The 24,385-nt window shown below is 30.4% G+C and carries 24 protein-coding genes and 1 other annotated feature; of the genes, 19 read left to right on the top strand and 5 right to left on the bottom strand.

Translation table 11 applies throughout. The annotated features are described in order from the left end of the window. The 8 genes from G9F70_RS06665 to G9F70_RS06695 all read left to right on the top strand — a co-directional run bounded on the left by G9F70_RS06665 (position 1) and on the right by G9F70_RS06695 (position 8,499). Positions 1–1,398, top strand: a complete 1,398-nt coding sequence (locus G9F70_RS06665; RefSeq protein ID WP_164945384.1) for a sensor histidine kinase — start codon at positions 1–3, stop codon at positions 1,396–1,398. A gap of 22 nt (positions 1,399–1,420) precedes the next feature. Next, entirely contained in the window at positions 1,421–2,929 is a 1,509-nt protein-coding gene (locus G9F70_RS06670) for a hypothetical protein (RefSeq protein WP_164945385.1), read from the top strand. 121 nt (positions 2,930–3,050) lie between these two features. After that, positions 3,051–3,893, top strand: coding sequence for a phosphatase PAP2 family protein (locus G9F70_RS06675; RefSeq protein WP_164945386.1), 843 nt, complete (start codon positions 3,051–3,053; stop codon positions 3,891–3,893). Between the two features lie 116 nt (positions 3,894–4,009). Next, complete coding sequence (locus tag G9F70_RS27245) at positions 4,010–5,206, top strand: transglutaminase domain-containing protein (protein ID WP_164945387.1); 1,197 nt, start codon at positions 4,010–4,012, stop codon at positions 5,204–5,206. Positions 5,207–5,282: 76 nt separating this feature from the next. Beyond that, positions 5,283–5,609 (top strand): DUF1904 family protein, encoded by a 327-nt coding sequence (locus G9F70_RS06685; RefSeq protein WP_164945388.1) that lies wholly within the window; start codon positions 5,283–5,285, stop codon positions 5,607–5,609. A gap of 170 nt (positions 5,610–5,779) precedes the next feature. Further along, positions 5,780–5,911 carry a hypothetical protein gene (locus G9F70_RS26925; protein ID WP_258881059.1) on the top strand — a complete coding sequence of 44 codons (132 nt, stop codon included), beginning with the start codon at positions 5,780–5,782 and terminating at the stop codon, positions 5,909–5,911. Positions 5,912–6,238: 327 nt separating this feature from the next. Next, positions 6,239–7,645, top strand: a complete 1,407-nt coding sequence (gene cysS, locus G9F70_RS06690) for a cysteine--tRNA ligase (RefSeq protein WP_164945389.1) — start codon at positions 6,239–6,241, stop codon at positions 7,643–7,645. A gap of 197 nt (positions 7,646–7,842) precedes the next feature. Then, positions 7,843–8,499: a lysoplasmalogenase gene (locus tag G9F70_RS06695; protein WP_164945390.1), complete on the top strand. Its 657-nt coding sequence runs from the start codon at positions 7,843–7,845 to the stop codon at positions 8,497–8,499. Positions 8,500–8,618: 119 nt separating this feature from the next. Here the strand turns inward: G9F70_RS06695 and G9F70_RS06700 are convergent, their stop codons facing one another. Together G9F70_RS06700 and G9F70_RS06705 are read right to left on the bottom strand one after the other, a co-directional pair. Continuing rightward, complete coding sequence (locus tag G9F70_RS06700) at positions 8,619–8,828, bottom strand: OB-fold nucleic acid binding domain-containing protein (protein WP_164945391.1); 210 nt, start codon at positions 8,826–8,828, stop codon at positions 8,619–8,621. Positions 8,829–9,081: 253 nt separating this feature from the next. Further along, positions 9,082–9,310: a binding site (T-box leader), on the bottom strand. 58 nt (positions 9,311–9,368) lie between these two features. Next, positions 9,369–9,512: a hypothetical protein gene (locus G9F70_RS06705; protein ID WP_164945392.1), complete on the bottom strand. Its 144-nt coding sequence runs from the start codon at positions 9,510–9,512 to the stop codon at positions 9,369–9,371. A 218-nt stretch (positions 9,513–9,730) separates the two neighbouring features. Between G9F70_RS06705 and G9F70_RS06710 the strand changes: the two genes are divergently transcribed. The 8 genes from G9F70_RS06710 (at position 9,731) to G9F70_RS06745 (ending at position 16,693) form a co-directional block, all read left to right on the top strand. Further along, positions 9,731–10,954: a transposase gene (locus G9F70_RS06710; RefSeq protein WP_224617359.1), complete on the top strand. Its 1,224-nt coding sequence runs from the start codon at positions 9,731–9,733 to the stop codon at positions 10,952–10,954. Continuing rightward, the gene (locus G9F70_RS06715) at positions 10,923–11,177 is read left to right on the top strand and encodes a hypothetical protein (protein WP_224617360.1); all 255 of its coding nucleotides are present in this window, start codon (positions 10,923–10,925) and stop codon (positions 11,175–11,177) included. Before G9F70_RS06710 ends, G9F70_RS06715 begins: the two co-directional genes overlap by 32 nt. Before the next feature lie 150 nt (positions 11,178–11,327). Further along, on the top strand, positions 11,328–12,551 hold the full coding sequence (locus G9F70_RS06720; protein ID WP_224617359.1) for a transposase: 1,224 nt from the start codon (positions 11,328–11,330) through the stop codon (positions 12,549–12,551). Then, positions 12,520–12,774 carry a hypothetical protein gene (locus G9F70_RS06725; protein ID WP_224617360.1) on the top strand — a complete coding sequence of 85 codons (255 nt, stop codon included), beginning with the start codon at positions 12,520–12,522 and terminating at the stop codon, positions 12,772–12,774. The genes G9F70_RS06720 and G9F70_RS06725 overlap by 32 nt, the downstream gene beginning before the upstream one ends. 167 nt (positions 12,775–12,941) lie before the next feature. Further along, positions 12,942–14,339: an MATE family efflux transporter gene (locus G9F70_RS06730; protein WP_164946658.1), complete on the top strand. Its 1,398-nt coding sequence runs from the start codon at positions 12,942–12,944 to the stop codon at positions 14,337–14,339. 165 nt (positions 14,340–14,504) lie between these two features. Next, positions 14,505–14,999, top strand: coding sequence for a hypothetical protein (locus tag G9F70_RS06735; protein ID WP_164946657.1), 495 nt, complete (start codon positions 14,505–14,507; stop codon positions 14,997–14,999). 94 nt (positions 15,000–15,093) lie between these two features. After that, complete coding sequence (locus G9F70_RS06740) at positions 15,094–15,924, top strand: type I phosphomannose isomerase catalytic subunit (RefSeq protein WP_164946656.1); 831 nt, start codon at positions 15,094–15,096, stop codon at positions 15,922–15,924. A gap of 259 nt (positions 15,925–16,183) precedes the next feature. Further along, positions 16,184–16,693, top strand: coding sequence for a peptidylprolyl isomerase (locus G9F70_RS06745; protein ID WP_318011013.1), 510 nt, complete (start codon positions 16,184–16,186; stop codon positions 16,691–16,693). 147 nt (positions 16,694–16,840) lie between these two features. On the opposite strand, the gene G9F70_RS06750 is transcribed toward G9F70_RS06745, so the two are convergent. Together G9F70_RS06750 and G9F70_RS06755 are read right to left on the bottom strand one after the other, a co-directional pair. Then, positions 16,841–17,260, bottom strand: coding sequence for a hypothetical protein (locus tag G9F70_RS06750; protein WP_164946654.1), 420 nt, complete (start codon positions 17,258–17,260; stop codon positions 16,841–16,843). 66 nt (positions 17,261–17,326) lie between these two features. Continuing rightward, complete coding sequence (locus G9F70_RS06755) at positions 17,327–17,767, bottom strand: cell wall hydrolase (RefSeq protein ID WP_164946653.1); 441 nt, start codon at positions 17,765–17,767, stop codon at positions 17,327–17,329. Positions 17,768–18,150: 383 nt separating this feature from the next. Here G9F70_RS06755 and G9F70_RS06760 point away from each other — a divergent pair, with 383 nt between their 5' ends. The 3 genes from G9F70_RS06760 (at position 18,151) to G9F70_RS06770 (ending at position 23,149) form a co-directional block, all read left to right on the top strand. Continuing rightward, positions 18,151–19,326: a serine/threonine-protein kinase gene (locus G9F70_RS06760; RefSeq protein WP_164946652.1), complete on the top strand. Its 1,176-nt coding sequence runs from the start codon at positions 18,151–18,153 to the stop codon at positions 19,324–19,326. Positions 19,327–19,570: 244 nt separating this feature from the next. After that, positions 19,571–21,655: a methyl-accepting chemotaxis protein gene (locus G9F70_RS06765; RefSeq protein ID WP_164946651.1), complete on the top strand. Its 2,085-nt coding sequence runs from the start codon at positions 19,571–19,573 to the stop codon at positions 21,653–21,655. 267 nt (positions 21,656–21,922) lie between these two features. After that, positions 21,923–23,149: a C40 family peptidase gene (locus G9F70_RS06770; RefSeq protein WP_224617453.1), complete on the top strand. Its 1,227-nt coding sequence runs from the start codon at positions 21,923–21,925 to the stop codon at positions 23,147–23,149. Between the two features lie 76 nt (positions 23,150–23,225). Here the strand turns inward: G9F70_RS06770 and G9F70_RS06775 are convergent, their stop codons facing one another. After that, positions 23,226–24,317 carry a DUF3810 domain-containing protein gene (locus tag G9F70_RS06775; RefSeq protein WP_164946649.1) on the bottom strand — a complete coding sequence of 364 codons (1,092 nt, stop codon included), beginning with the start codon at positions 24,315–24,317 and terminating at the stop codon, positions 23,226–23,228. Positions 24,318–24,385 lie beyond the last annotated feature (68 nt).

The raw sequence follows: 24,385 nt of genomic DNA on the forward strand, positions 1-24,385 counted from the left end.
TTGAAATCCATAAGAACAAAGCTTGCTGGTAGTTACCTATTAGTAATACTAATTACAGTTATAATTGTGGAGGGATTTTTAATAGCAGGTACTAAAAAATACTATTACAAAAATTTAGAATCAAATCTATCCAATCAGTTAAAGTTATCTACTAGCTTTTATAATACATACTTAGCTTCAGCAGGTGTAAAGGAAAATGTAACTAATAATGTAGACGTGTTTTATGAAAATATTAATGCTGAAGTTCAAATTATAGATTTAAAGGGATTTGTTATTATGGATTCTCTAGGTTCAATACCAGTAGAAAAATTGGAAGGAAAGGATTTTAAAACAGCCTTAGATGGAGGACTTGGTAGCATAATTGATAGACAAAAATACGAAAATGAGGGGGTTATGACAGTAGCATATCCCTTATTTTATAATGGGAAAATAAATGGGGTATTGAGGTTCATAACTTCACTTAAGAAAATTGATGAGGATATTTATACTCTGTCTAGATTTTTCCTTATTACTGGTGGGATGGTTATTATATTATCAGGAATAGTAAGCCTCTTTATTTCTAATATAATAACTAAACCTATAAAAAAAATCATGGTAGGTGCGCAAAAAATGGCCAGTGGAAATTTCAATGAGAAAATCAATATAAATTCAGATGATGAATTAGGACAACTAGCAAAAACCTTAAACTATATGACCGAAGAAATATTAAAAAATGAAAGGCTGAAAAATGAATTTATTGCATCTGTATCGCATGAACTAAGAACGCCACTGACATCTATTAAAGGATGGTCCATTGTATTAAATTCTAGTAAATTAGAAGATGAAGAAGAACTTAAAGAGGGGCTTTGCATTATAGAACAAGAATCTGATAGGTTAACTTTTTTAGTTGAAGATTTGTTGGATTTTTCTAAACTATCTTCAGGGAAAGTCTCTATAAAGAAGGAATTTATTGATTTAAAGGATACTTTAATGAATATAAAAATGCAGACTATGCCTAGAGCTTTGAAGGAAGACATTCAGCTAAATCTAGAAATAGAAGAAAATTTACCGAAAATATTTGTGGATAGAAATAGGTTAAAGCAAGTACTGATAAATATTTTAGATAATTCTTTTAAATTCACGCCTAATGGAGGAAATGTAATTGTTAGGGCAAATTTAGAAGTTGAAAATATTATTATAAAAATAATAGATACAGGATGCGGTATACCAAAAGATGAATTACCAAGAGTGAAAGAAAAGTTTTTTAAAGGTGAAAATGCTAATTCTAAAAATGGTATAGGACTTTCGATATGCGATGAAATTATAAAGCTTCATGGGGGGGAACTCCAAATTAATAGTGTGATTGAAAAGGGTACAGAAGTATGTATAATTATTCCAGTACAATTTGTGAATAATTAATACTGTGCAAGGGAGCAAAGTTATGAAAAAAATATTATCTTTATTTATTTTAGTGTTAGTATTAATAAGTTTTACGGCATGCAATGATGTTGATTTATCAACAACCAGCAGAGTAATACCACCTAAAGTAGCAATTCCAGTCCATGGAATTTGGAAGGTAGAAAGCTATGCCTTTTCAGCTATGTCTAAAATGGGGGAAGAGGGAGCGAAGGCGTGGATTGGAAAGAAGGCATATTTTAATGAACAAAAAATTGTTCTTCCAGATGATAATTGTGAAAAGCCTGAATTTAAGATTAAAAGTGTAGACACGAATACATATTTATACAATAATTATAAATCTTCCATGAAGAGTATGAATATAAATCAAAGCGAAATGAAGATTATTACTATTACTTCTAATAAAAACTATTTTAGAGATATTATAAAAATTGATGATAGCAGGATAATTATAATAAAGGATGGAGTATTTTTCTTTCTGTCAAAGCAATCTAATGAAAATAAAATAAGTGTAGATGACATTGGAAATGGAAAAAAATTATCTTATAGAAAATTAGAACCCTATACAAAAGGAAATCAATCTGGGCTTTTGCTAGGCTTAAAATACTATAAAAATGTTGATTATAAATTGCCTTATGTTAATGAAAATAAAACTATATTGGAACCGGTATATAGAACATTATGGATTAGTTATGATGGTTCAGTAGAGCCCATATCCGAACTGCCATTTTTATTCGTACCAAGGAGGACTGGGTTTTGGAAACTCCAAGTTAGCAGAGAAATTACTAATAATTATGGCGTGGATTCTCTGCTTGCAGCGCCCGTAGGCAAAGAAATAAAAAAAACTAGCATAAAAGTTAAAAATACAGATTTCTATGATTTTAAAAGTATTAATTTTGTAGGAAATGATTATGTGTGTTATGAGAGAGATATTGAAAGTGATAAACAATCAAATGCATCTCATTTATTAGAGGTGGTTCCCTTGGATACTATATATACTGGGTCAGAAGTTCCAATTGTTGCATCAAAGGTATTAGGTGAAAAGGGAATAGAAGGTCTGAATTCTGGTGCAAAATCATATTTAAGAACTATTCTAAAAAAAGATAAAGATATAGTAACTGATGCTCCACTACCAACAAGTTTCGGGATTTTTAGAAAGAACGGGAAATGGTTGTTACGTGGAAGATTAAATTTTTCAGAACCAATGGTAAAAAATGAATATGCAGACTTTAATGTTCCTATAGAAGCACCTGAAAATTTGGTAAACTATGATTCACTATTTCCATCTTGGGAGGTTATAAAGCAAAAGGTTCCTAGTGCATTAGATGCATATACATCTCCTAATAAAGATATTGTAGTAGTGTTAACTAATTCAAAATTAGCAGTTTATGCTATAAAAGATAATATATTAGGGGCGGTTCCCTTAAAAGAGGTACAACTTAAAAATTCAGAAGTGTCTGTTATGGCACAGTGGGCAACAGATGACTATGTTAAAATTTGGTCTGAAGATGTAAAGAAAATCCAAGGGAAATAATATAAAGGAATTTCATAGAGCGGTCACACATGTATGTGTGTTTACACATGTATGTGTGTTTACACATGTATGTGTGGTCACATTTTATATATTAAGTTTATGAGATGGATTAGGAGGAAATATGCAGATTGAAATTATTAAATTTATACAATCTATAAAATCACCATTTTTGGATGTTTTTTTTCAAATAGTTACAATGACTGGAGAAGAGTATTTTTACATTATTGCAGCCGCTACAATATTTTGGTGTGTAAATAAAAAGTTTGGATATAAATTAGGCTTTGCATTACTTACAAGCACAATTGTAAACACCACGCTTAAGGATATAGTAAACTTAGCAAGACCCATAGGTGTGTCTGGTATAAGCTCTTTGAGAGTAGAAACTGCTACAGGACAATCTTTTCCAAGTGGACATACTCAAGCTACTACCATGTTTTGGGTTTCGTGGATTATTCAGGTGAAGAAAAAGTGGATGTATATGGTGGGAATATTAGCTATTATCTTAGTTGGAATTTCAAGATTATATCTTGGAGTACATTGGCCCATAGATGTAATTGGCGGAATAGTAGTTGCGATTATATGGGTTTTTATATCCAATTATATTTTTGAATATGCCGAAACTACTGGGAGAAAATGGGCGTTAATGATAATTGTTGTACCTATGCTTATTGGAATGATATTTTTTAGAGAAAAAACTTATTATACAATATCAGGAACAGTCTTGGGTTTCTATATTGGATATATTATAGAATCAAAGTATGTGAAGTATGATGTTAGAAATACTAGGTTAAAGCAAGTAATGAAATTGGTGTCTGGATTAACTATTCTCATAACATTAAAAAGTATATTAAAGGTAATTTTGCCTATCAGCATATTTGCTGATTTCTTTAGATATTTTGTAATTGGATTGTGGATTACAGTTGGAGCACCCTCCATATTCAAAAGATTTGGTGGACATGTTTAAGCATTATATTATTTAATGTTGAAATTTAAATGATTGTAGACATGTTATAGGATATAGGCTAAACTTATTATAAGGACAGAGGAATAGAGCGTATTTTATAAAAAAGAGGTGCTAATGTGAAATATCATAAAGGTATGTTAAAAAAAGTATGTATCTTATTATTAATTTTAATATTAGAAACAATGAATTTACACTTAATGTCAGTAAATGCATCAGCAATAGAACTAAATGGCAATTCACTTATAGCATATAATGATTCAAATGTGCAAAAAACAGCATATTCATCACAGGATTTAAATAGTATTTTAAAAAGTCAGTTAGCGCAAAGAGAGACAAGCTTTAACATAATTTACAAGGCCGATACCATCAATCTAAAAACTATAATTCAAACTGATATTGATGAAATTTTAAAAGCTGATGATTATTTAGAAAGTTGCATAAAATCATATCAATGTAGCTATAAAGGATATGAAAATGATGTTACAATAAATTTTACTTTTAGTTTTTATACCACAAAAATACAAGAGGATTATGTAAGCTTACAAGTGACTGAAATCCTCAAAGATATAATAAAAGTTAGTATGAATGATGATCAAAAGGAAAAAGCAATTCATGATTATATTGTAGCACATGTAGCTTATGATACTACACTTAGTAGATTTAGTGCTTATGAAGCATTAAAAAATGGAACAACGGTGTGTAGTGGATATGCACAATTAGCTTATAAAATGTTAAATGAGGTAGGGATTGAGACTAAAATAGTTTTAGGAAAAGGTAATGGTGAAGATCATGCCTGGAACTTAGTAAAGCTCCATAATATATGGTATCATTTAGATTGTACTTGGGATGACCCAGTACCAGATATTAAAGGTAGAGTACTTTATAATTATTTTAATTTAAATGATAAAAAGATTTCAGAGAATCATATATTTGAAAAATCAGACTATCCTGTAGCAAACCAAGTTTATAATGCTAGATTACCAGTATTCGATGAAAAAGAATTTGTGCAATGGAATAAAGCAGATAGTAATGCTGTGGTTATGTCCACAAAAGAATGGAATATTAACTTTAACAAGGAAATTGATGAATTGAGTCTAAAAGATAAAGTATTTATATGTAGACAAGGAGAAAACTCCAATTTTCCTATAACACTTCAGCTATCTGGAGATAAGAAAACTGTGAAAATTATTCATAATATACCTTTTGAACTTGGTAAAAATTATATCTTATACATAAGTAAGGATATGAGTGGCTTATATAATTATATAAATTTAAAAGCTTCTCTGAAAATGGGTTTTAAAATTTCGAATTAGAAAAATTAATTCTTTGAATTAGTAAGTACAAGGTTTAAAATAGAAAATGAGATAATTTAAAAAGGAGTTGATAGATGTGCCACAGTTAAAGTTGCAAGGTGTGGAAGTAAATGATATTTGTAAAATTAGTATAGATATGTTACAAGAAATGCAAGAACTTCTTGAATGCCCTAAAAATTATTTTACTTTTGAATGTGTTAGTTCAACATTTGTTATGGAAGGCGAAATAATAAAAACATATCCCACAGTAGAAGTTGCATGGTTTGATAGAGGTCAAGAAATTCAGGATACTATGGCTAAAATAATTACAAAGTATATTCATTCGGCTGGGTATAAAGAGGTGGACGTTATTTTCAGGATTTTAGAAGAAAAGCGATACTATGAAAATGGAGAGCATTTTTAGAATTAGACAAATAAAAACACTATTAACATTAATAGAGGATTAATGTTAATAGTGTTTTTTAAAATCTATAGATTTTAAATTATGGGAAATTAAAATAATAAGTGAAATAGAATATAATTTTTAAAATAGCAAAACATATAAACATAAATATAGATAAGGGAGATGTTTTTATGCCTAAAGATAGTCAACCTGACAATAAATTTTCTAGATTAGTTAAGAGTAACTATGATACTCCAATAACAAGAGAAACTGGAAAAAATCAAAATGCTACAACAAAAAAACAATCTGCTGACAGAAAATAAAAAACAGAGCATATAAACTTTTGTTTATATGCTCTGTTTTTATTTTATAGGAAAATATAAAAATAAAAGCAATTTAACAAGTTTGTTCCTAGTTTTAAATCATATAATTTCCTAAGAAATAAAATAATATTGTGATAATTTATTGCATTATCTTAATATTATGTTAGAATTTATATATATATTTTTTTAAAAGCAGAAGGATTAATTTTGCGGTTGTTAATACTTTGAAGCTACAGCATACCTGTGGTTTTTTTATATTTTTTAATTATTGTGTGAGTTTGGGGAAGTCGTGGATACTATTGTACTATTTAAGAAGGAGTGAATATATTGAGTTTTTACGTTTATAATACTTTGACTAGAAATAAAGATGAGTTTATACCTTATAAAGAAGGTAAAGTTGGAATGTACACATGCGGACCTACAGTGTACAACTATGCACATATAGGTAATTTAAGGACATATATTTTTGAAGATGTGCTTAAAAAATCCTTAGAGTATGTAAATTATAAAGTTAAGCATGTAATGAATGTAACGGATGTAGGGCACCTTCAATCAGATGGAGATGAAGGCGAAGATAAGATGGCACTGGGAGCAAGTCGTGAGCATAAAACTGTGTGGGAAATCGCTAAGTTTTATGAAGATGCTTTTTTTGAAGATTGTAAAAAACTTAACATAAAAAGACCAACTATTGTATGTAGAGCAACAGATCATATTAGCGACATGATAGATTTTATAAAAAAACTTGAAGAAAAGGGCTATACATATGTTTCTAATGGAAATGTATATTTTGAAATTGATAAATTTGAGAATTATGCTAAGCTTGCAAATATTAGTATTGATGAACTGAAAGCAGGAAGCAGAATAGAAATAGATCCTAATAAAAAAAATCCACTTGATTTTGTATTATGGTTTACAAATTCTAAATTCTCTAATCAAATTATGCAGTGGGAGTCACCATGGGGCAAAGGTTTTCCAGGCTGGCATTTAGAATGTTCTGCAATGTCTGTTAAATATATTGGTGAGTATTTAGATATTCATTGTGGTGGAGTGGATCATATTGCTATACATCACACTAACGAAGTAGCTCAATCAGAAGGAGTCTTAGGACATAAATGGGTAAATTACTGGATGCATGCAGAGTTTCTAGTAGTAGATAGTGGTAAGATGTCAAAATCTACTGGAGACTTCTTAACAGTAGCAAAACTTGAAGAAGAAGGGTATAGTCCTCTTGATTATAGATATTTCTGTCTTCTATCTAAATATAGAAAGCAGTTAGTATTTAGTTTTGAGAGTTTAACTGATGCTAAGAAGGGACTTAAAAAACTTAAAGAGAGAATTTCCAGTGTTTTAATTGCTATTGATGAAAATAATGTAGTAAATGCTGAGAAAATTTCCGGCTACAAAGAAAAATTCGCAGTTTGTATCAGTGATGATTTAAACATAGCAAATGCTTTCACGGTACTTTTCGATGTTTTAAAAGATGATGAGCTTAATAATAAAGAAAAAGCTATACTTGTAGAAGATTTTGATAAGGTATTGTCATTAGATCTTATGACAACTCAAGATGTAGACTCTAATGTAGATGAGGGGCTTATAAATAAGCTTATAATTGAAAGAGCGCAGGCAAGGGCCAGTAAAAATTGGGCAAGAGCAGATGAGATAAGAAATGAATTTATAACTATGAATATTGAACTTCTTGATACTAAGGAAGGAACAACTTGGAAAAAAAAATAAGTGCGAATTAATAAAGTACCTATGAGAAATCATAGGTACTTTATTTTAGCTTAGAGTTAAGTCTATTTTAGTAAAGATAAAGATATATATATAAGGTTGAATTAAATTAAATTACAATTTATAATAATTAAGAGATAGATTGTAAATATAATTCAGTTACATAAGATATCTATTATAGGTTGAAAGGAGTTATTTAATTGACAAGTAAATTAATAATTGGGGGATTATTTTGTATAACATTTGTAATGCATATGGTTTTTACTAAAAATGAATATAATAAGGGGCGCTGCTATACAAAACCATTTTTAATGCCATTACTTGCAATTTATTATATAGCAAGTGTAGCGCAAGTTAATAAATTCATTGTGATGGCATTAATATTTGGTTTTATGGGTGATATGTTTTTAATGTGGCCGGAAATGAAAAACAATTTTATATTAGGCCTGGTCGCTTTTCTTATAGGTCACCTTTGTTATGTTTTACTTTTTTTACAGTGCATTTCCTTTGTAAAAGATATACCAGTCTGGTTTTACCTTATCATCATAATAATATATACTATGGTCGCTTTCGTTGTAATGAAAAAATTGACAATGTATTTAGGCGACATGAAAATACCCACTTACATATATATGGCAGTTATTTTATTAATGAGCTTTGCTAGTTTAGCACGTATTTGGGTTATAGGTATGAGTATATCGTTTTTCCTTCCGTTTATTGGGTCATTATTGTTTTTATGTTCAGATGCTATGTTAGGATTTTACACTTTTAAGGGTAAATTTAAAAATGGAAATATATATATTATGCTAACTTATGTTTTAGCTCAAGCATTAATTGTTGGCGGATATTTGTACTAGATGAAATTAATAAAAATATATGCAATTTATGATTTAAGGAGCTATTCTATCTCTATCCCTTGGAAATAGAGTAACTTCGCGTACATTTCTAAGACCTAAAAGTTGAGCGGTTAATCGCTCTAGTATCCAATTACTTCAACTACAGACTCAAGTTTTAAACCTTTGATATCTATAGTCGTTTTATCTAGCACACATTGAACTACACCAGACCTGTCTCTTATTATTAAAAAAGTTATTTTACCCATTTTTCTTATTTTGTGTATCCAACCTTGAATTTTTACCTTTTCTCCCATATGTCGATAAAGATTTTCTGTTAATAAACGTTCCATAAATATGTCCTCCTTTTAAAATGTTTTTAATATTGCGGCATGGTAGATGATGATTTAATTGATATAGCTTATACCAATTAAAAAATCCCTGAGCATAAACATTGCTCAGGGACCAGAAATTCCGGTGGTACCACCCTTATTAATTATTAAATATAAGTAATTATAGAATGGGTACAATAGCTTTTAGCAATTGAAAAACTAAAAGTTAATTAAAAATATGGGATAATAAATACGTCAAAAAACTCTCACTCCATATAGGAGTGAGAGTATAAATCCCACGGTACCATCCTTGTTAATCATAAATAATTGATTCACTTTATCCCTTTAACGGAGGAAACCGATACACTCTAATAACTCAGTAGTGAGATTTCAAATGTACAACTCCGAGATGTCTTTCAGTATAATGATTCTTATTAGGTTTACACTATCCCTAACTCACTTAGAAGATTTCATCAACTTACTATTCTCATCATAGTTTTTACAATAATTACTATAAATTTTAATAATCATAACATTTTTATTTATAATTGTCAAATGAAATTATTCTATTTTACTGCCCTCTGAAGCAGCTTGGATTTTTTCATCACTACCAAGTGATTTTGGTAATCTAGCATCATCATTTTTCTTAATCATAATTTGCTCTTGAGTAGTATAATTATAGTTTTTTGAATCTTTTCTTGCCATTGATATTACCACCTTTCTAAATTTTAATAAGATATTATCAATACTACTTAGATTAGTTTCTCCAATATTTAGAGTATAATGCGTCTAAGTTATTACTAAAAACTTTACCTTTTAGTATTTTTTTATTATATAGGAAACAGCTTGCGGAAGCCGCTGTGGATAACATTCTAGCTAAAAGATATATAGAAAAAATCAGATAAATATGAGATGATTAAATCATGAGAAAAAATAAGATTACCATAAAACAAATATTTGAAGATAATTATTCAAAGTTTTGGAAATTGAATAAAGAAAAGTATCCTGAAAAGATGAGAGAACATATGAATATCGAAGTAATGAAAATGATAGGATGTGGAGATATTTCATTAGGTTTTGTTGCGTACATATGTTTAAAATGTCTGGAAGTATTTAAAATAGGATTTACATGTAAAAGTAGGTTTTGTAGTAAATGTGGTAAAAAATACATAAGCGAATGGGTAGAGAAACAAGTAAGTAAAATCTTGGATGTTCCACATAGGCATTGTGTTTTTACGATACCGACTGAGTACAGAAAATATTTTTTTTGGAATAGAGAGAGTCTGAAAGACCTGCAAGACATGGTATATGAGGTTATAAATGAGTTTGCAAATGGTGTAAACTATAAAAATAGAGAAGAATATAAAAAGAAGAAAAGAAGCAAAAAAGGTGGAGTGCTTTGGCAAAGTGGAATGATTGGCGTAGTGCATACTTTTGGAAGGAATATAGGGTTTAACCCACATGTGCATGCATTGGTTCCAGAAATAAAAACAAGGGATAATGAAGTTAAGGATATGGAATTCTTTGACTATAAATATTTTAGAAAAGTTTGGCAGTACAAATTAATAAATTATATGGTTAGTAAAAACCCAGATAAAAAAGCAGAGTACTTAAAAATGTTCAAAGATTATCCTAACGGATTTTACATAAATGCCAAATCAAGAATGAAAAGTGCAAGAGGTGCAGCAAGATATATCGGTAGATATTTAGCAAGACCTGCGATAGCAGAATATAGAATACTTAGCTATGATGGGAAAAATGTAACGTTTTGGTATAAGAGTCATGAAACTAATGAGAGAGTAGAAGAAACAGTTACGGCACAAGTGTTTATAGGCAGGTTACTAATGCATATATCGCCTAAATATTTTAAAATGGTTAGATTATATGGAGTATATGCTGGAAGTATAAGTATAAAGATTAGAAAATGTTTTGGTTTATTGCAATACATAAAAAGTGGGCTTAAAGCAATTCAGTACACATTAAAAATAAATTGGAAAAAGGAAATAAGAAAAATGAAGTATAGAGAATTAATGATTATTAATTTTTCTAAAGATCCAGGGAAATGTTCAAAATGCGGTCAGCTAATGGAGTTATTCCAAATTTGGCACAGAAAGTATGGGTATATTTATGATATGGGAACGTATTAAAAGGATTTTTAAAATTAAAATGGATGAAAGGGAGATACCATTTCAAACAGAGGGGCCCGATAAGATGATACTTTTTAAATGTAAGAAATGTGGGTATGAAGAAGAGGTACCAGAATTTGTTGCGTTTGAATGTTATACACCTGAGGAATTTGACAAGAAGAGTGGTAGTCCTATTGTTCTATGCCCAGAATGTGATGCAAATATGATAATTAAAGGACGATGAAATTATCATATTTGCTTGGCATAAGGGTTTTTACTCGACCGTAGGGAGATTTTGTTCTTATATAGGAAACAGCTTGCGGAAGCCGCTGTGGATAACATTCTAGCTAAAAGATATATAGAAAAAATCAGATAAATATGAGATGATTAAATCATGAGAAAAAATAAGATTACCATAAAACAAATATTTGAAGATAATTATTCAAAGTTTTGGAAATTGAATAAAGAAAAGTATCCTGAAAAGATGAGAGAACATATGAATATCGAAGTAATGAAAATGATAGGATGTGGAGATATTTCATTAGGTTTTGTTGCGTACATATGTTTAAAATGTCTGGAAGTATTTAAAATAGGATTTACATGTAAAAGTAGGTTTTGTAGTAAATGTGGTAAAAAATACATAAGCGAATGGGTAGAGAAACAAGTAAGTAAAATCTTGGATGTTCCACATAGGCATTGTGTTTTTACGATACCGACTGAGTACAGAAAATATTTTTTTTGGAATAGAGAGAGTCTGAAAGACCTGCAAGACATGGTATATGAGGTTATAAATGAGTTTGCAAATGGTGTAAACTATAAAAATAGAGAAGAATATAAAAAGAAGAAAAGAAGCAAAAAAGGTGGAGTGCTTTGGCAAAGTGGAATGATTGGCGTAGTGCATACTTTTGGAAGGAATATAGGGTTTAACCCACATGTGCATGCATTGGTTCCAGAAATAAAAACAAGGGATAATGAAGTTAAGGATATGGAATTCTTTGACTATAAATATTTTAGAAAAGTTTGGCAGTACAAATTAATAAATTATATGGTTAGTAAAAACCCAGATAAAAAAGCAGAGTACTTAAAAATGTTCAAAGATTATCCTAACGGATTTTACATAAATGCCAAATCAAGAATGAAAAGTGCAAGAGGTGCAGCAAGATATATCGGTAGATATTTAGCAAGACCTGCGATAGCAGAATATAGAATACTTAGCTATGATGGGAAAAATGTAACGTTTTGGTATAAGAGTCATGAAACTAATGAGAGAGTAGAAGAAACAGTTACGGCACAAGTGTTTATAGGCAGGTTACTAATGCATATATCGCCTAAATATTTTAAAATGGTTAGATTATATGGAGTATATGCTGGAAGTATAAGTATAAAGATTAGAAAATGTTTTGGTTTATTGCAATACATAAAAAGTGGGCTTAAAGCAATTCAGTACACATTAAAAATAAATTGGAAAAAGGAAATAAGAAAAATGAAGTATAGAGAATTAATGATTATTAATTTTTCTAAAGATCCAGGGAAATGTTCAAAATGCGGTCAGCTAATGGAGTTATTCCAAATTTGGCACAGAAAGTATGGGTATATTTATGATATGGGAACGTATTAAAAGGATTTTTAAAATTAAAATGGATGAAAGGGAGATACCATTTCAAACAGAGGGGCCCGATAAGATGATACTTTTTAAATGTAAGAAATGTGGGTATGAAGAAGAGGTACCAGAATTTGTTGCGTTTGAATGTTATACACCTGAGGAATTTGACAAGAAGAGTGGTAGTCCTATTGTTCTATGCCCAGAATGTGATGCAAATATGATAATTAAAGGACGATGAAATTATCATATTTGCTTGGCATAAGGGTTTTTACTCGACCGTAGGGAGATTTTGTTCTTTGATTAATTGTAGAATTACAAATGTTTTCCATAATAATAGAAATTAGGGCGCTAATGTGATAAAATATTTAGAGTGTCTAAATATTCCAAAATAGGAAGTGTCGAAAAATGCTAAATGTTTTAGTGGTAAAAATCAAAATTATGATTTTTAAAATGAAAAACCCTAGATCAAAAGAGGTTTTTAATATCGCTTGGCCTGTTTTAACAGAATTATTACTGGGGACCTTATTTGGTATGATTGATATGATTATGCTAGGGAGAATTAAAGACACAGCTATAGCGGCTGCATCTGTAGCAGCAGTGGGAATTACTAATCAGCCATTATTTATTGGCTTATCTTTAATTCAAGCCTTAAATATAGGTGGAACGGCAATTGTAGCCAGGTACATAGGTTCAAAAAGACTAGATAAAGTTGAAAATACTATTAAACATATTATTTTGTTAAGTCAAGTATTTTTTGCCTTACCCTTAAGTATAATTGGATTAGTATTTACTAAGGAAATAATGGCTTTTATAGGGGCTCAATCGGATACCCTATTAGTAGGAGTAAATTATTTTAGGGCCATTATGGTTGGATTTATATTTCAATCCTTTAATTTTTCCTTATCAGCAGTATTAAGAGGTGCTGGTGATACTAAGACTCCAATGAAAATAAATTTAAAAGCTAACTTTATTAATGTTTTTGGGAATGCAGTTTTAATTTATGGATTAATAGGTTTTCCAGCTTTAGGCGTAACAGGAGCAGGCATATCTACAGCAGTTTCCAATATGATTGCAACTGTTTTATTATGTACAAAATTATTGTCTGGAAAGTGTATTATTAAATTCAACATTAAAAGTCATTTTAAATTTGATAAGAATATAATGTATAACCTAATTAAGATTGGGATACCAGCGTCTCTAGAGCAAATGGCAATGCGAGTTGGTATTATGATATTTATTAAAGTGGTTGCAGGACTCGGTACTCTTACTTTCGCAGCTCATCAAATTTGTTTAAGTATACTGGGGCTATCATTTACACCAGGGCAAGCATTTGGAATCTCGGCAGCTTCTCTAATTGGACGAAGCTTAGGAGAAGGTAAACCGGGCAAAGCTGATGAATATGGAAAGGAAGCTAGGAGAATAGGATCAATAATATCTTCTATAATGGCAATAATACTATTTGTTTTTGGTCCACAATTAGTAGGATTATACACTAAAGATCCAGAAATTATAAAAATGTCATCTACTGCTTTAAAAATCATTGCATTTGTACAACCATTTCAATCTTCTCAATTAATTTTAGCAGGAGCATTGAGGGGTGCAGGGGATACAATATGGCCATTAGTTTCTACGTTTATTGGTGTAATTGGCATTAGGACGATCCTTGCATATATTTTTGTAAGTAAATTAGGGCTTGGTCTTTCAGGAGCCTGGATAGCAGTATTTGTTGACCAATTTATAAGATGGGTATTAATATATTCAAGATATAGAACTGGAAAATGGAAATACATAAAATTAAGATAAATAAGATGGGTGGTTAAAGGTGTTTTATCAAAAGCTTTTTAAATGGTTCCTTACTTTACTTTTTATAATGCACTATAGGATAATTTAGTTTATAATATTATTTGTAGTTGAAAGTAGGGAGAGCAATATTGTTAAATAAAATAATTTAGATTTGAGGTGAAGAATATGGATAAAGTAGCTTTAAAGGCTTCACTAGTAATTGGAATTATTGGTGTGATTTTAATATCCGTTATATATTTTAGACCGGTGAGCATAGAAAGAAACTATAGTGCATATATATATGCTGAGAATAGTGAATTTCAAAAGCCAACAGAAATTAAACTTGTTGGAGAATTAAAAAAGAAATTATCTTTAAATCATGTATTTGATGGAAGCATAGAAGTGGATGGTATTAAACAACAAGTTATTTTAAAGAGAATATGTGCGAAGAACAATATTTTTAAAAGTAGGGGGTATAGTGCTTTTATAGAGACTAAAAACAGTAAAACAGGAAAATATGAAGTCATTGGAACATTTGATACGTCAAAGGATTTTAATGAAATAATTATAAGACATGGTAAGGTAGACAGTAAATATAATGGTAAATTTAATATTTGCGGTCCAAGTAGTACTAGAGAAGAGGCAAAAGCTATTGCAACAAACATAGGAAAAGATAAGTAAACTGTATTATTGCAGTTTTGAAAATATGAAAGAAACCCTGTATTTTAAAAAGCTTAGTTTATAATTTAGATTATTAAGGCTTTGGAGGAATGTAATGGCTAAAGGATTAACCTTGAAATTAAAGCCATACTTAAGCAAAAAAATATGGGGATGGGAGAAATGGGTACTTTCATGCCATGAAGAGGGGAACTCTACAATAGAAGAAGGAATTTATGAAGGTCAAAAATTATCTTCGGTTTTAGGGTGTGGTAGTAATTTTCCTATATTAAATAAAATTATAAAAGCAGAAGCTACACTATCAGTGCAAGTACATCCAAATGATGACTATGCTAAAAGGATTGAAAATGCTAATGGGAAAACAGAGTGTTGGTATATATTAGAAGCAAAGGAAGGTGCGACTTTAGTATCAGGAATAAAAAGGGGCTTAAACAAAGAAAAGCTAAGAGAAATTATAAGAGAAGGCAAATTAGAGGATTATTTAGAACGAATTAATATCAAAAGAGGGGATTTCATCTATATCCCAGCAGGAACAGTACATGCCATAGAAGCCGGGGTTAAGCTTATTGAAGTGCAACAAAACAGTAATATTACTTATAGACTTCATGACTGGGGACGCGGAAGGGAACTCCATATAGAAAAGTCATTAGATGTTATAGATTATGGAGATGAAAATAAAGCTGGGAAAATTAATAAATTTGATAAATTAGAGACACCTTATTTTAAAGTGGAAAAGATAATTGTCCATAATAATTATATGGATGTGGTTAATGAAAGGTTTCATAGTTACATTGTAACAAGTGGTGAAGGAGTAATAAAAGCTAATAATGTGCAAATGAAATTAAAAGAAGAAGAGACAATTTATATATCCAAAGGAACGGAATATATACTAAAGGGAAATATGGAATTAATAAAATCCAGTTTATAGGATTGTGGCCAAGCAGGATTTTTAATTAATTATATATCTAAAAAATATAAAGGTGGTTTATAAGATGAAAAGAATGAAATTTTTAAAACGAGTAATGGCATTATTCACATTGGTTTTTGTGGTTTTTTTAGGAGGTTGTACTAATAAAGAGCAAGTTAAGGTTGATAGTACTCCCCCGGTAGTGGAAAAGGTAGAACCTGCAAAGGAAATTAAAACAGAAAAAACAGCAAAGGACAAAAACCCCTTGGTTACTATAGAAATGGAAAATGGCTCAATTATAAAGGTAGAATTATACCCAGATATTGCACCTAATACTGTTAGAAACTTTGTTTCACTAGTTCAGAAGGGGTATTATAATGGATTGATTTTTCATAGAGTAATACCAGGTTTTATGATACAAGGTGGCGACCCAAATGGAACAGGTAGTGGTGGGCCAGGGTATTCAATAGCTGGGGAGTTTAGTAGTAACGGCTTTGAAAATTCTTTAAAGCATGAAAGAGGAGTAATTTCTATGGCTAGAGGAGAAGACAATAACTCAGCTGGGTCACAATTCTTTATAGTGGTTAAGGACAGTAGTTTTTTAGATACTAAATATGCTGCTTTTGGTAAGGTTACAGAAGGTATGGAAACGGCAGATAAAATAGTTGCTGTAGAAACTGAGCAAAAAGACCAAACTAAAAAAGATAAACCTATAAAAGATCAAAAAATGAAAAAAGTTACTGTGGACACCTTTGGAGTAAAGTATGGTGAAGTAGAAAAGGCAAAATAAAGTATAAGAGACGCCATTAGTAAAGTAACATTACTAGTGGCGTCTCTTATGTTTTTAAGATAAGAGTTTTTGTGTATTGCAATTAAATTTATATGTTTTTTTGATTCTAACTTACAATTAATACGAGGACTTTGACTATTTTTTATTTTATGGCATACATTTATTAGTTTGATCAGCAAAAACTGTAACAAATTTAATAGAGTAGATATCACACATTATTAAATTATTTGTACCAGTTTCCTTAAGGACAATAAAACTAATTCCAACTTCTTGTAAAGTTCCGCCTCTATCTTGAAATGTATTTGTTCCAAGTAAAAAAGAAACCCTGATATACTTACCAATTTGACCTTGCAACCAACCTTGATTATAGAGTGGATTATTTACTATGGGGGGAACGGGTGGAAGTTGGAAGTCCTGGTTAGTGGGAGGGGCTTGGGGTATAGGGTTCTGCCTTGTATCATGAGGCGTATCAAAATCTGGTAAAGGCATCATTGGAGGTTCAAAAAACATAGGGCCATTATTCCAGGTTGGAGTTCCATTAAAATTATTAGGTGGTACTATAAACATAAAATATCCTCCTTAAAAAATTATATTTAATCATAATATAAAGGTATTGTTAGTAATGATTTCTAATTAAGTTGTAAAATATTTTGCTGTGGGATTATAAAAGCAATGTTGACCTACGCTAACTTGAAAGGTGCCACTACCATTATAAGGGAACTCATATGGGCATGGTGCAAAGGGATTAAAGTACCACAAGGAAGAACCTGTGGTATATAATCTATTACCAGATAGAGCCCAATCAGCAATATCAAAATGAATTTGTTCTGGTGGACTTGACCATATGGTCTGTGGGTTAGACAAGCCACCAAGTACAGAAGCTACACAATCAAATTGTCCTGGTTGGAATATAATCTTTCTTAGATCACCTTGACCTAACCTAAGATATTCACCATCTGATACATTAACTCTGTTCATAACTACAGAGGCCACGGCTTTCATTCCGTTTTCTCCTTCCCCACCAGCTTCACACTTTATAATTCTAGCCAATAACTCTCTAGCACTGTAAGCCATCCTTAGTCATCTCCTCGATTTACTTTACAGTAGTATTATATTCATGATTTTAAAAATGGTACTTGAAAATTAAAATAAATTGCTACATTAAAGAGAGTGATTTATCATAGGCATCTAGTAAATCAAATGAAAGTTTGATATAATTAATTTGCATTTGCGTTCTCATTTGGTGAGATATTATTATTTGTGATAAACCAATAATAGCAAATGTGTTTTTTATTTAACAAACTTTCACATGAAAAAAAAAATATATATATATATATACTGGTGCTGGACAAGATATATGACTATAAAGGAAATACCCCTCTAAAATTTGGTGGATATACGTATATATTAAATAGACAAGTTAGGAAACATTTATATAAGAGGTGAATTAGTGAATTATGTTAAATAGTGGATATATATTAGACCGAAAATATGAGGTAATTAAAACTTTAGGTAAGGGTGGTATGGGCACCGTTTATTTATGTGAAAATAAAAGGCTTGGAAACCTGTGGGCTATAAAAGAAGTAGTACAAGATATAAAAAATACAGGCATTTTAACAGAAGCTAATATTTTAAAAAACCTAAACCATGTTGGGATTCGTAGAATAGTGGATATATTTTATGAGAATAATAACATTTACATGGTTCAAGACTATGTAGAAGGTCAAACACTAAAAGAGTATGTTAAAGAAAATGGTAAAATGGATACAGAAAAAACATGCAGGATTACATCGGATTTGTGCGATATTTTAGGCTATTTGCACAATCAAAAACCAGCTATTATATATAGGGATATAAAACCATCTAATATAATGATAACGCCTAGTGGGAAAATTGTGTTAATAGATTTTGGTATATCCAAAGTTTATAAGAGTGACACAGAACAAGATACAGTGAGTGCAGGTTCTAATGGATTTGCGGCTCCAGAGCAATATGGTGTAGGAAAATGTTGTGCTCAAACAGATATATATGGAATTGGAATGTTAATCTATTTTATGGTCAAAGGGAAGATCCCAACTACAGGTATAGAACCTCTTTTGGATGAAAATTATGAGGCGGATATTGATGGTAAAATAAGAGTAATAATACAGAAATGTGTTAAAATTGATATTGTGGATAGACATATTTCAGCTGAAATTTTAAAAAAAGAGATTTTAGAAGTATTAAAAGCTGATAAATATGAAAAAACGGTGATTTTTAATAATTATAATAGTAGCACCAAGGTGTTTATTAAAAAAGATGAAAGCAAAATTTTGGACAAGGGTAAACTTAAAAAAACTATTAGCGGATTTTCTGTTTTTGCAATTGCAATTTTAGCAAGTATTTATATTCTATATGGTAATAAAAAAGAAAGTATAGATATGAAAACTAATGATATACCACAAATAGTCAGCCCCATAGTAGGATACTCAAGTATAGAGCAAGAGGCTATTAAAAAATCTGTTATAGTCCCTGTTAAAGAACCTACTGTAGTCCCCAAAGAAAGCACTACGGCCATCACACAAGATAGCAATATAAATGCAATAGTGCCACCACAATCAAAAATTAAGGTAAAAGGAAAGCGGAAAAAATAAACAGGCACATTCAAGGAAAGTAATTGAATTCTAGTGGATGTTTTTATTTATTTTCATTTGTTTTATGTTTTTACTAAGTATTTGTGATTAATAGTAGTGAAATTAACTAAACTAAAACATGATTCAACAAAAAAATTGAAATACACTAAAATTTTTCAGAAAATAATATAAAGATAATATAGTTATATTCGAATATATAATTATAAATGTTATTATTATATGTAATAATGCAAGGAGTGAAGACATGTCTAAATTTACAATGAAAAGAAATATGAATTTTACAAAGGTTAAAAGTATTAAGATCTTAATACTTATTTCCATTTTACCAATAGTTTTAATATCCCTAGCAATAATGGGCATTTTTACTAACTATACTTCTAAAAAACTTATAACTACAGAAATTGAAAATAGGATGAAACATCAGTTACAAGAAACTATTAATCTAATCGATAGGGATATGCAAAAACATGCTCAAATAGCAGTTGATTTAGGGAAATTTACTGGAACTAGTAGATTGGTATTAACCAAGGCGGAAATCACAAAAGCCCAAAAGGAAGTACTCTCTACGAATGAAGCTACACTGGGAGTGGGAGTGTATTTTGAACCATATAAATATAAGAAAGATATAAAATTCTTTGGACCCTATGTATACAAAGATGCTGGAGTTACAAAGGTTACTGATAAGTATGCTACTGAAAAATATAATTATCCAGCACAACCTTGGTATACTTTAGGTAAAAATATTGAAAAAAATGTTGCTTGGCAGGAACCTTACTATGATGATGGATTAAAAATGGCTATGCTAACAACTACTGCACCAATATATGGTGATAATAAAGAATTTTTAGGTGTAGTAACTGCTGACATGAGTTTAAAGACTATACAAGAAAATATTAAAAGTATTAAAGTAGGTCAAACAGGAAAAGCGATGTTGCTGGGAAAAGATGGAACATATTTGGCAGGTGTTTCTGAAAAATTAGTTATGAAGATTAAGGCTACAGAAGATGAGAATACAAGTATGGCAAATCTAGGAAAAGATATTTTAAAAAATAAAGAAGGAATATCTTCTTTTAAAGATGAAAATGGAAAAAATATTACATATTATAAACAGATACCGGAACTTGGATGGAATGTAGTGTTAACAATTCCAGAAAAGGAGCTTTATGCTCCAATTAATAGGCTATTGTTTAGTATAGTTATACTAAGCCTAATTACTTGTTTATTAGTGACATTGGCAGTTGGTATATTCAGTAGATATCTTACTAAAAATGTTAAAGAGGTGAATGACCTTTCACATGCAATTGCAGAGGGGGATTTGACCCAAACAATAAATGTTAAAAGTGAGAATGAGCTAGGATCAATGGGAACCAATTTAAATAAAATGACTAATGACTTAAGAGAATTAGTTCAAAAAGTTACAGAAAGTTTAGAACAAGTAGTTGCAACGTCAGAGGAACTTACAGCAAGTTCTGACCAAACACAACAATCAGCAGAACAAGTTTCTCTAGCTATTCAACAGGTGGCATTTGGTAGTGGAGAGCAAGTTAATATAGCTAATGATACAACAAAAATTGCAGAAGAAATATTTACAGGTATGGAACAGATATCAAACAATGTACAAGCAGTAGCAAATACTTCACTAGAAGCAATTAAGAGAGCAGAAAAAGGTAATGGTGTAGTATGTTTCGCTATAGAACAAATGAATAATATTCAGGGCAAAGTAGCGGTGTCTACGCAAGCCGTGTCAATTCTTGGAGATAAATCGAAAGAAATTGGAAGCATAGTGTCATTAATAACGTCTATTGCCGCTCAGACAAATTTATTAGCGCTAAATGCAGCTATTGAAGCAGCTAGAGCTGGTGAGCAGGGAAAAGGGTTTGCAGTGGTAGCCGATGAGGTTAGAAAATTGGCAGAACAATCTGGATCAGCTGCTGGGAATATATCAAGCTTAATAAATGAAATTCAAAATGAAATAGTAAATGCTGTTAAGGCTATGGATAATGGTAGTATTGCAGTTAAAGATGGTATAAACATGGTAGACCTGGCAGGTAAATCTTTTGGAGAGATATTAGAGGACATAAATAATATAGCTTCTCAAATGCAGGATGTATCTGCAGTGACAGAAGAAATAGGTGCAGGAACACATAATATGCTAGGGGCCATTGAAAATGTAGCTAAGATTTCTACGGAGTCCTCAGGAAATGCTGAAAATGTAGTGGCAGCCTCGCAGGAGCAAACAGCGCTAATGAAAGAAGTGGCTAATGCAGCTGAAAATCTAACACAAATGGCAGTAGAACTTCAAAGTTTAATGAGTAGTTTTAGATTATAATAGTGTGTTAAAAATAAGACTAATTTATTTTGCTACATTTATGGAGCCGTTCTTTTCTAATCTGGAAAATTAGTTTAGTAACGGCTTTACTCGTATATCTACCTACTTCTTAAATTGAATTATTAATACAAAATGTGCAGTTTTTATTATATTAATACAAATTATAAACAATAAGTATTAGGGTTTGTACTAATATAGTGTTATAATGTTGTTAAAATTAAAATGTAGAAGTGATAATCATTTTATAACTTTTAATATGGGGGAATAATGATGAGAAGAAGAGTATTATCTTTAATTATAGCTACTGGACTGACTATGTCTGTGAGTATGCCAATTTTAGCAGCACCACTAACTGAGCAGTTAAATAATCAAAAGCAGCAACTTCTAGAGCAACAGGGTTCATATACTAAGTTGCAAAAGGATTTTGAAAAATTACAGATATCTATTGAGAAGATAGATTTTGATATTGAGGGCATTTATGCAGGAATAGATAAAGCAAAAAATGAGATAAATGTTACTGAAAATAAAATAGAGCAAACTACAAAAGATATCGTAGTTGCGGAAAGCAACATAAAGGGCGAGGAAGAGTTATTTAATGAAAGAATGAGAGCCATGTTTATGAATGGAGCAGATACCTACTTAGAGGTTTTATTGGATTCTAAAGGATTGGAAGACTTTATTTCAAGAGTAGAAAATGTTAAAAAGATTGTAGCATATGATAACCAAATTATTAGTGAATTGAATGTGAAAAAGCAAGATATCGAGCAAAGAAAAGAATCTCTTAATGACAATAAAACAAAAATTTTAACATTAAAAACTGATAATGAAAATAAATTGGACAAGCTTAGTACAAAGAAACAGGAACAAAGTAAATTAATAGTAGAAGCTGAAAAACAACAAAAATTACATAAGAATGAAATAACAGAAACTCAGGCACGGCTTGGAAGTACTATGAATCAAATAAAAAATGCAAATCAAGCGTCTAAATATGAGGTAGCAATAGCTACTAAAAAAGCTTCTGAAATCACTCCATCAAGAGGTATAGTAAGCGAGGTAGTAAAAAATGAAACAAAAGACGAACCTAAAAATGAACCTAAAAATGAACCCAAAGAAGAAGTAAGCCAACCACAAAAACCATCATCAGGTAATTCAAGTGAAGTAATAGCTTACGCGCAAAATTTCCTCGGTGCACACTATGAATGGGGAGCAACAGGGCCAAATACATTTGACTGTTCAGGTTTTGTTCAATATGTATATGCACATTTTGGAGTTAGCACAGGTAGGTCTACCTATGATCAGATAACTGCGGGAGAATTTGTGTCACGAGGAAATTTACAAGCAGGGGATTTGGTGTTCTTTGGATCAGGAAGTCCTCATCACGTTGGTATTTATCTAGGGAATAATTCATATATACATGCTCCAAGTACAGGTGATGTAGTTAAAATATCAGCATTAACAAGAAGTGATTATTTATCTGCAAGAAGAGTTAGATAATAAATTGTAAAATAGAATAAAATGATTTGAATCAAATAGAAATACAGGCATATTTGTGGAAACAAAACTGCCTGTATTATTTTCTGTACTCAGCAAGAAGTAAATCTACCATTGCACCGTAACTTTTTGTTCCAGATTCTTGGTTTTGAGATTTAAGATAAGTGTCATTAATTTTATCATTTATTTTTTCTATAGGACCAGAGTACTGATTCCAAAAATCTTGGTTGTACTTCAAGTCATTATGTACAGCCATGCTACAGGTGGAAATCAATTCATTATATTTTTGGGTATCACTTTTTCTTAATGCATTAAATGAATAAGATAAGGCTGAAAGCGCTCCAGAATATTGAAAGTTTATATCAGGATGCTTTATACAAGCTATATATGCAATATAATTTGCTTCATCTTCCTTGGCAAATCCTCTTTGGTGGGCCATTTCATGAGCTGTTGTAAAGGGAAGGAAGGAATCAGGTTCTGCCATATTAATATTTGCTTCGTTTGTAAAAGGGAAATAAAAACCTGTAATTCCTGTATAGCACATTGGAATTGACAATAATATGCCCTTAGGTGTTCCGTAGTTACCTTTTAATTTAGGATATTTTATTGAGGCGTTATCATATCCTAATTGAGCAGTTTTTAAGATGTATTTTTTGTTATAGGGAAGTTCCATTATACCGTACTGATTTTCCTTTATTTTTGTTCTAATAGTATTTGAATTATTTATAAGGAGTTCACATAGATCAGCAAGTTCTTTTGAAGATGACGTGCGAACATTTAATTGGAATACTTTATCTAGTGTAAGTCTTTGATAATTAAATCCCCATAAAAGTTGGAATGAAAAATATATTAATCCCGTTATTGCCAATATATTTAAAATAAAGTTTTTTGAAATTTCTAATCTTTTATTTTTGCCTTTAAATAAGTTGAAAATTGTTTTTGAAACGTACCATAATATGAAAGTTGAAAAAGATACAATTATAATTTCCGCAAGAGAAAAGGGTAAAAATCCTGTAATCCAACTTAAAATATTAGCAATTATTTTATAAAAAAACGAAGAATACAAGTTTTCTATATAGTTTGGAAAAATTGTAGATATTTGCGAAAGTATAATACCTAAGGGTAAAAGTAAAATTAAAAATGATTGCTTATTAAATGAAAATTTCTTCAAAAAAACACCTTCTTTATATAATTAATTATATGAAAAACTCCAAGTGTAAATTTTACTTGGAGCTTTTT

It is taken from the genome of Clostridium sp. FP1, from assembly GCF_011065975.2.
Taxonomy (GTDB): Bacteria; Bacillota; Clostridia; order Clostridiales; family Clostridiaceae; genus Clostridium_AD; species Clostridium_AD tagluense.

Bases quoted from the DNA above. Each gene is read 5' to 3' on its own strand.
- G9F70_RS06700 (WP_164945391.1), bottom strand. From the start codon at position 8,828: ATGGAACGTTTATTAACAGAAAATCTTTATCGACATATGGGAGAAAAG.
- G9F70_RS06730 (WP_164946658.1), top strand. From the start codon at position 12,942: ATGCTAAATGTTTTAGTGGTAAAAATCAAAATTATGATTTTTAAAATG.
- G9F70_RS06715 (WP_224617360.1), top strand. From the start codon at position 10,923: ATGGGTATATTTATGATATGGGAACGTATTAAAAGGATTTTTAAAATT.
- G9F70_RS06675 (WP_164945386.1), top strand. From the start codon at position 3,051: ATGCAGATTGAAATTATTAAATTTATACAATCTATAAAATCACCATTT.
- G9F70_RS06745 (WP_318011013.1), top strand. From the start codon at position 16,184: ATGGAAAATGGCTCAATTATAAAGGTAGAATTATACCCAGATATTGCA.
- G9F70_RS06670 (WP_164945385.1), top strand. From the start codon at position 1,421: ATGAAAAAAATATTATCTTTATTTATTTTAGTGTTAGTATTAATAAGT.
- G9F70_RS06755 (WP_164946653.1), bottom strand. From the start codon at position 17,767: ATGGCTTACAGTGCTAGAGAGTTATTGGCTAGAATTATAAAGTGTGAA.
- G9F70_RS06735 (WP_164946657.1), top strand. From the start codon at position 14,505: ATGGATAAAGTAGCTTTAAAGGCTTCACTAGTAATTGGAATTATTGGT.
- G9F70_RS06770 (WP_224617453.1), top strand. From the start codon at position 21,923: ATGATGAGAAGAAGAGTATTATCTTTAATTATAGCTACTGGACTGACT.
- G9F70_RS06705 (WP_164945392.1), bottom strand. From the start codon at position 9,512: ATGGCAAGAAAAGATTCAAAAAACTATAATTATACTACTCAAGAGCAA.
- G9F70_RS06740 (WP_164946656.1), top strand. From the start codon at position 15,094: ATGGCTAAAGGATTAACCTTGAAATTAAAGCCATACTTAAGCAAAAAA.
- G9F70_RS06720 (WP_224617359.1), top strand. From the start codon at position 11,328: ATGAGAAAAAATAAGATTACCATAAAACAAATATTTGAAGATAATTAT.
- G9F70_RS06710 (WP_224617359.1), top strand. From the start codon at position 9,731: ATGAGAAAAAATAAGATTACCATAAAACAAATATTTGAAGATAATTAT.
- G9F70_RS26925 (WP_258881059.1), top strand. From the start codon at position 5,780: ATGCCTAAAGATAGTCAACCTGACAATAAATTTTCTAGATTAGTTAAG.
- G9F70_RS06750 (WP_164946654.1), bottom strand. From the start codon at position 17,260: ATGTTTATAGTACCACCTAATAATTTTAATGGAACTCCAACCTGGAAT.
- G9F70_RS06760 (WP_164946652.1), top strand. From the start codon at position 18,151: ATGTTAAATAGTGGATATATATTAGACCGAAAATATGAGGTAATTAAA.
- G9F70_RS06725 (WP_224617360.1), top strand. From the start codon at position 12,520: ATGGGTATATTTATGATATGGGAACGTATTAAAAGGATTTTTAAAATT.
- G9F70_RS06765 (WP_164946651.1), top strand. From the start codon at position 19,571: ATGTCTAAATTTACAATGAAAAGAAATATGAATTTTACAAAGGTTAAA.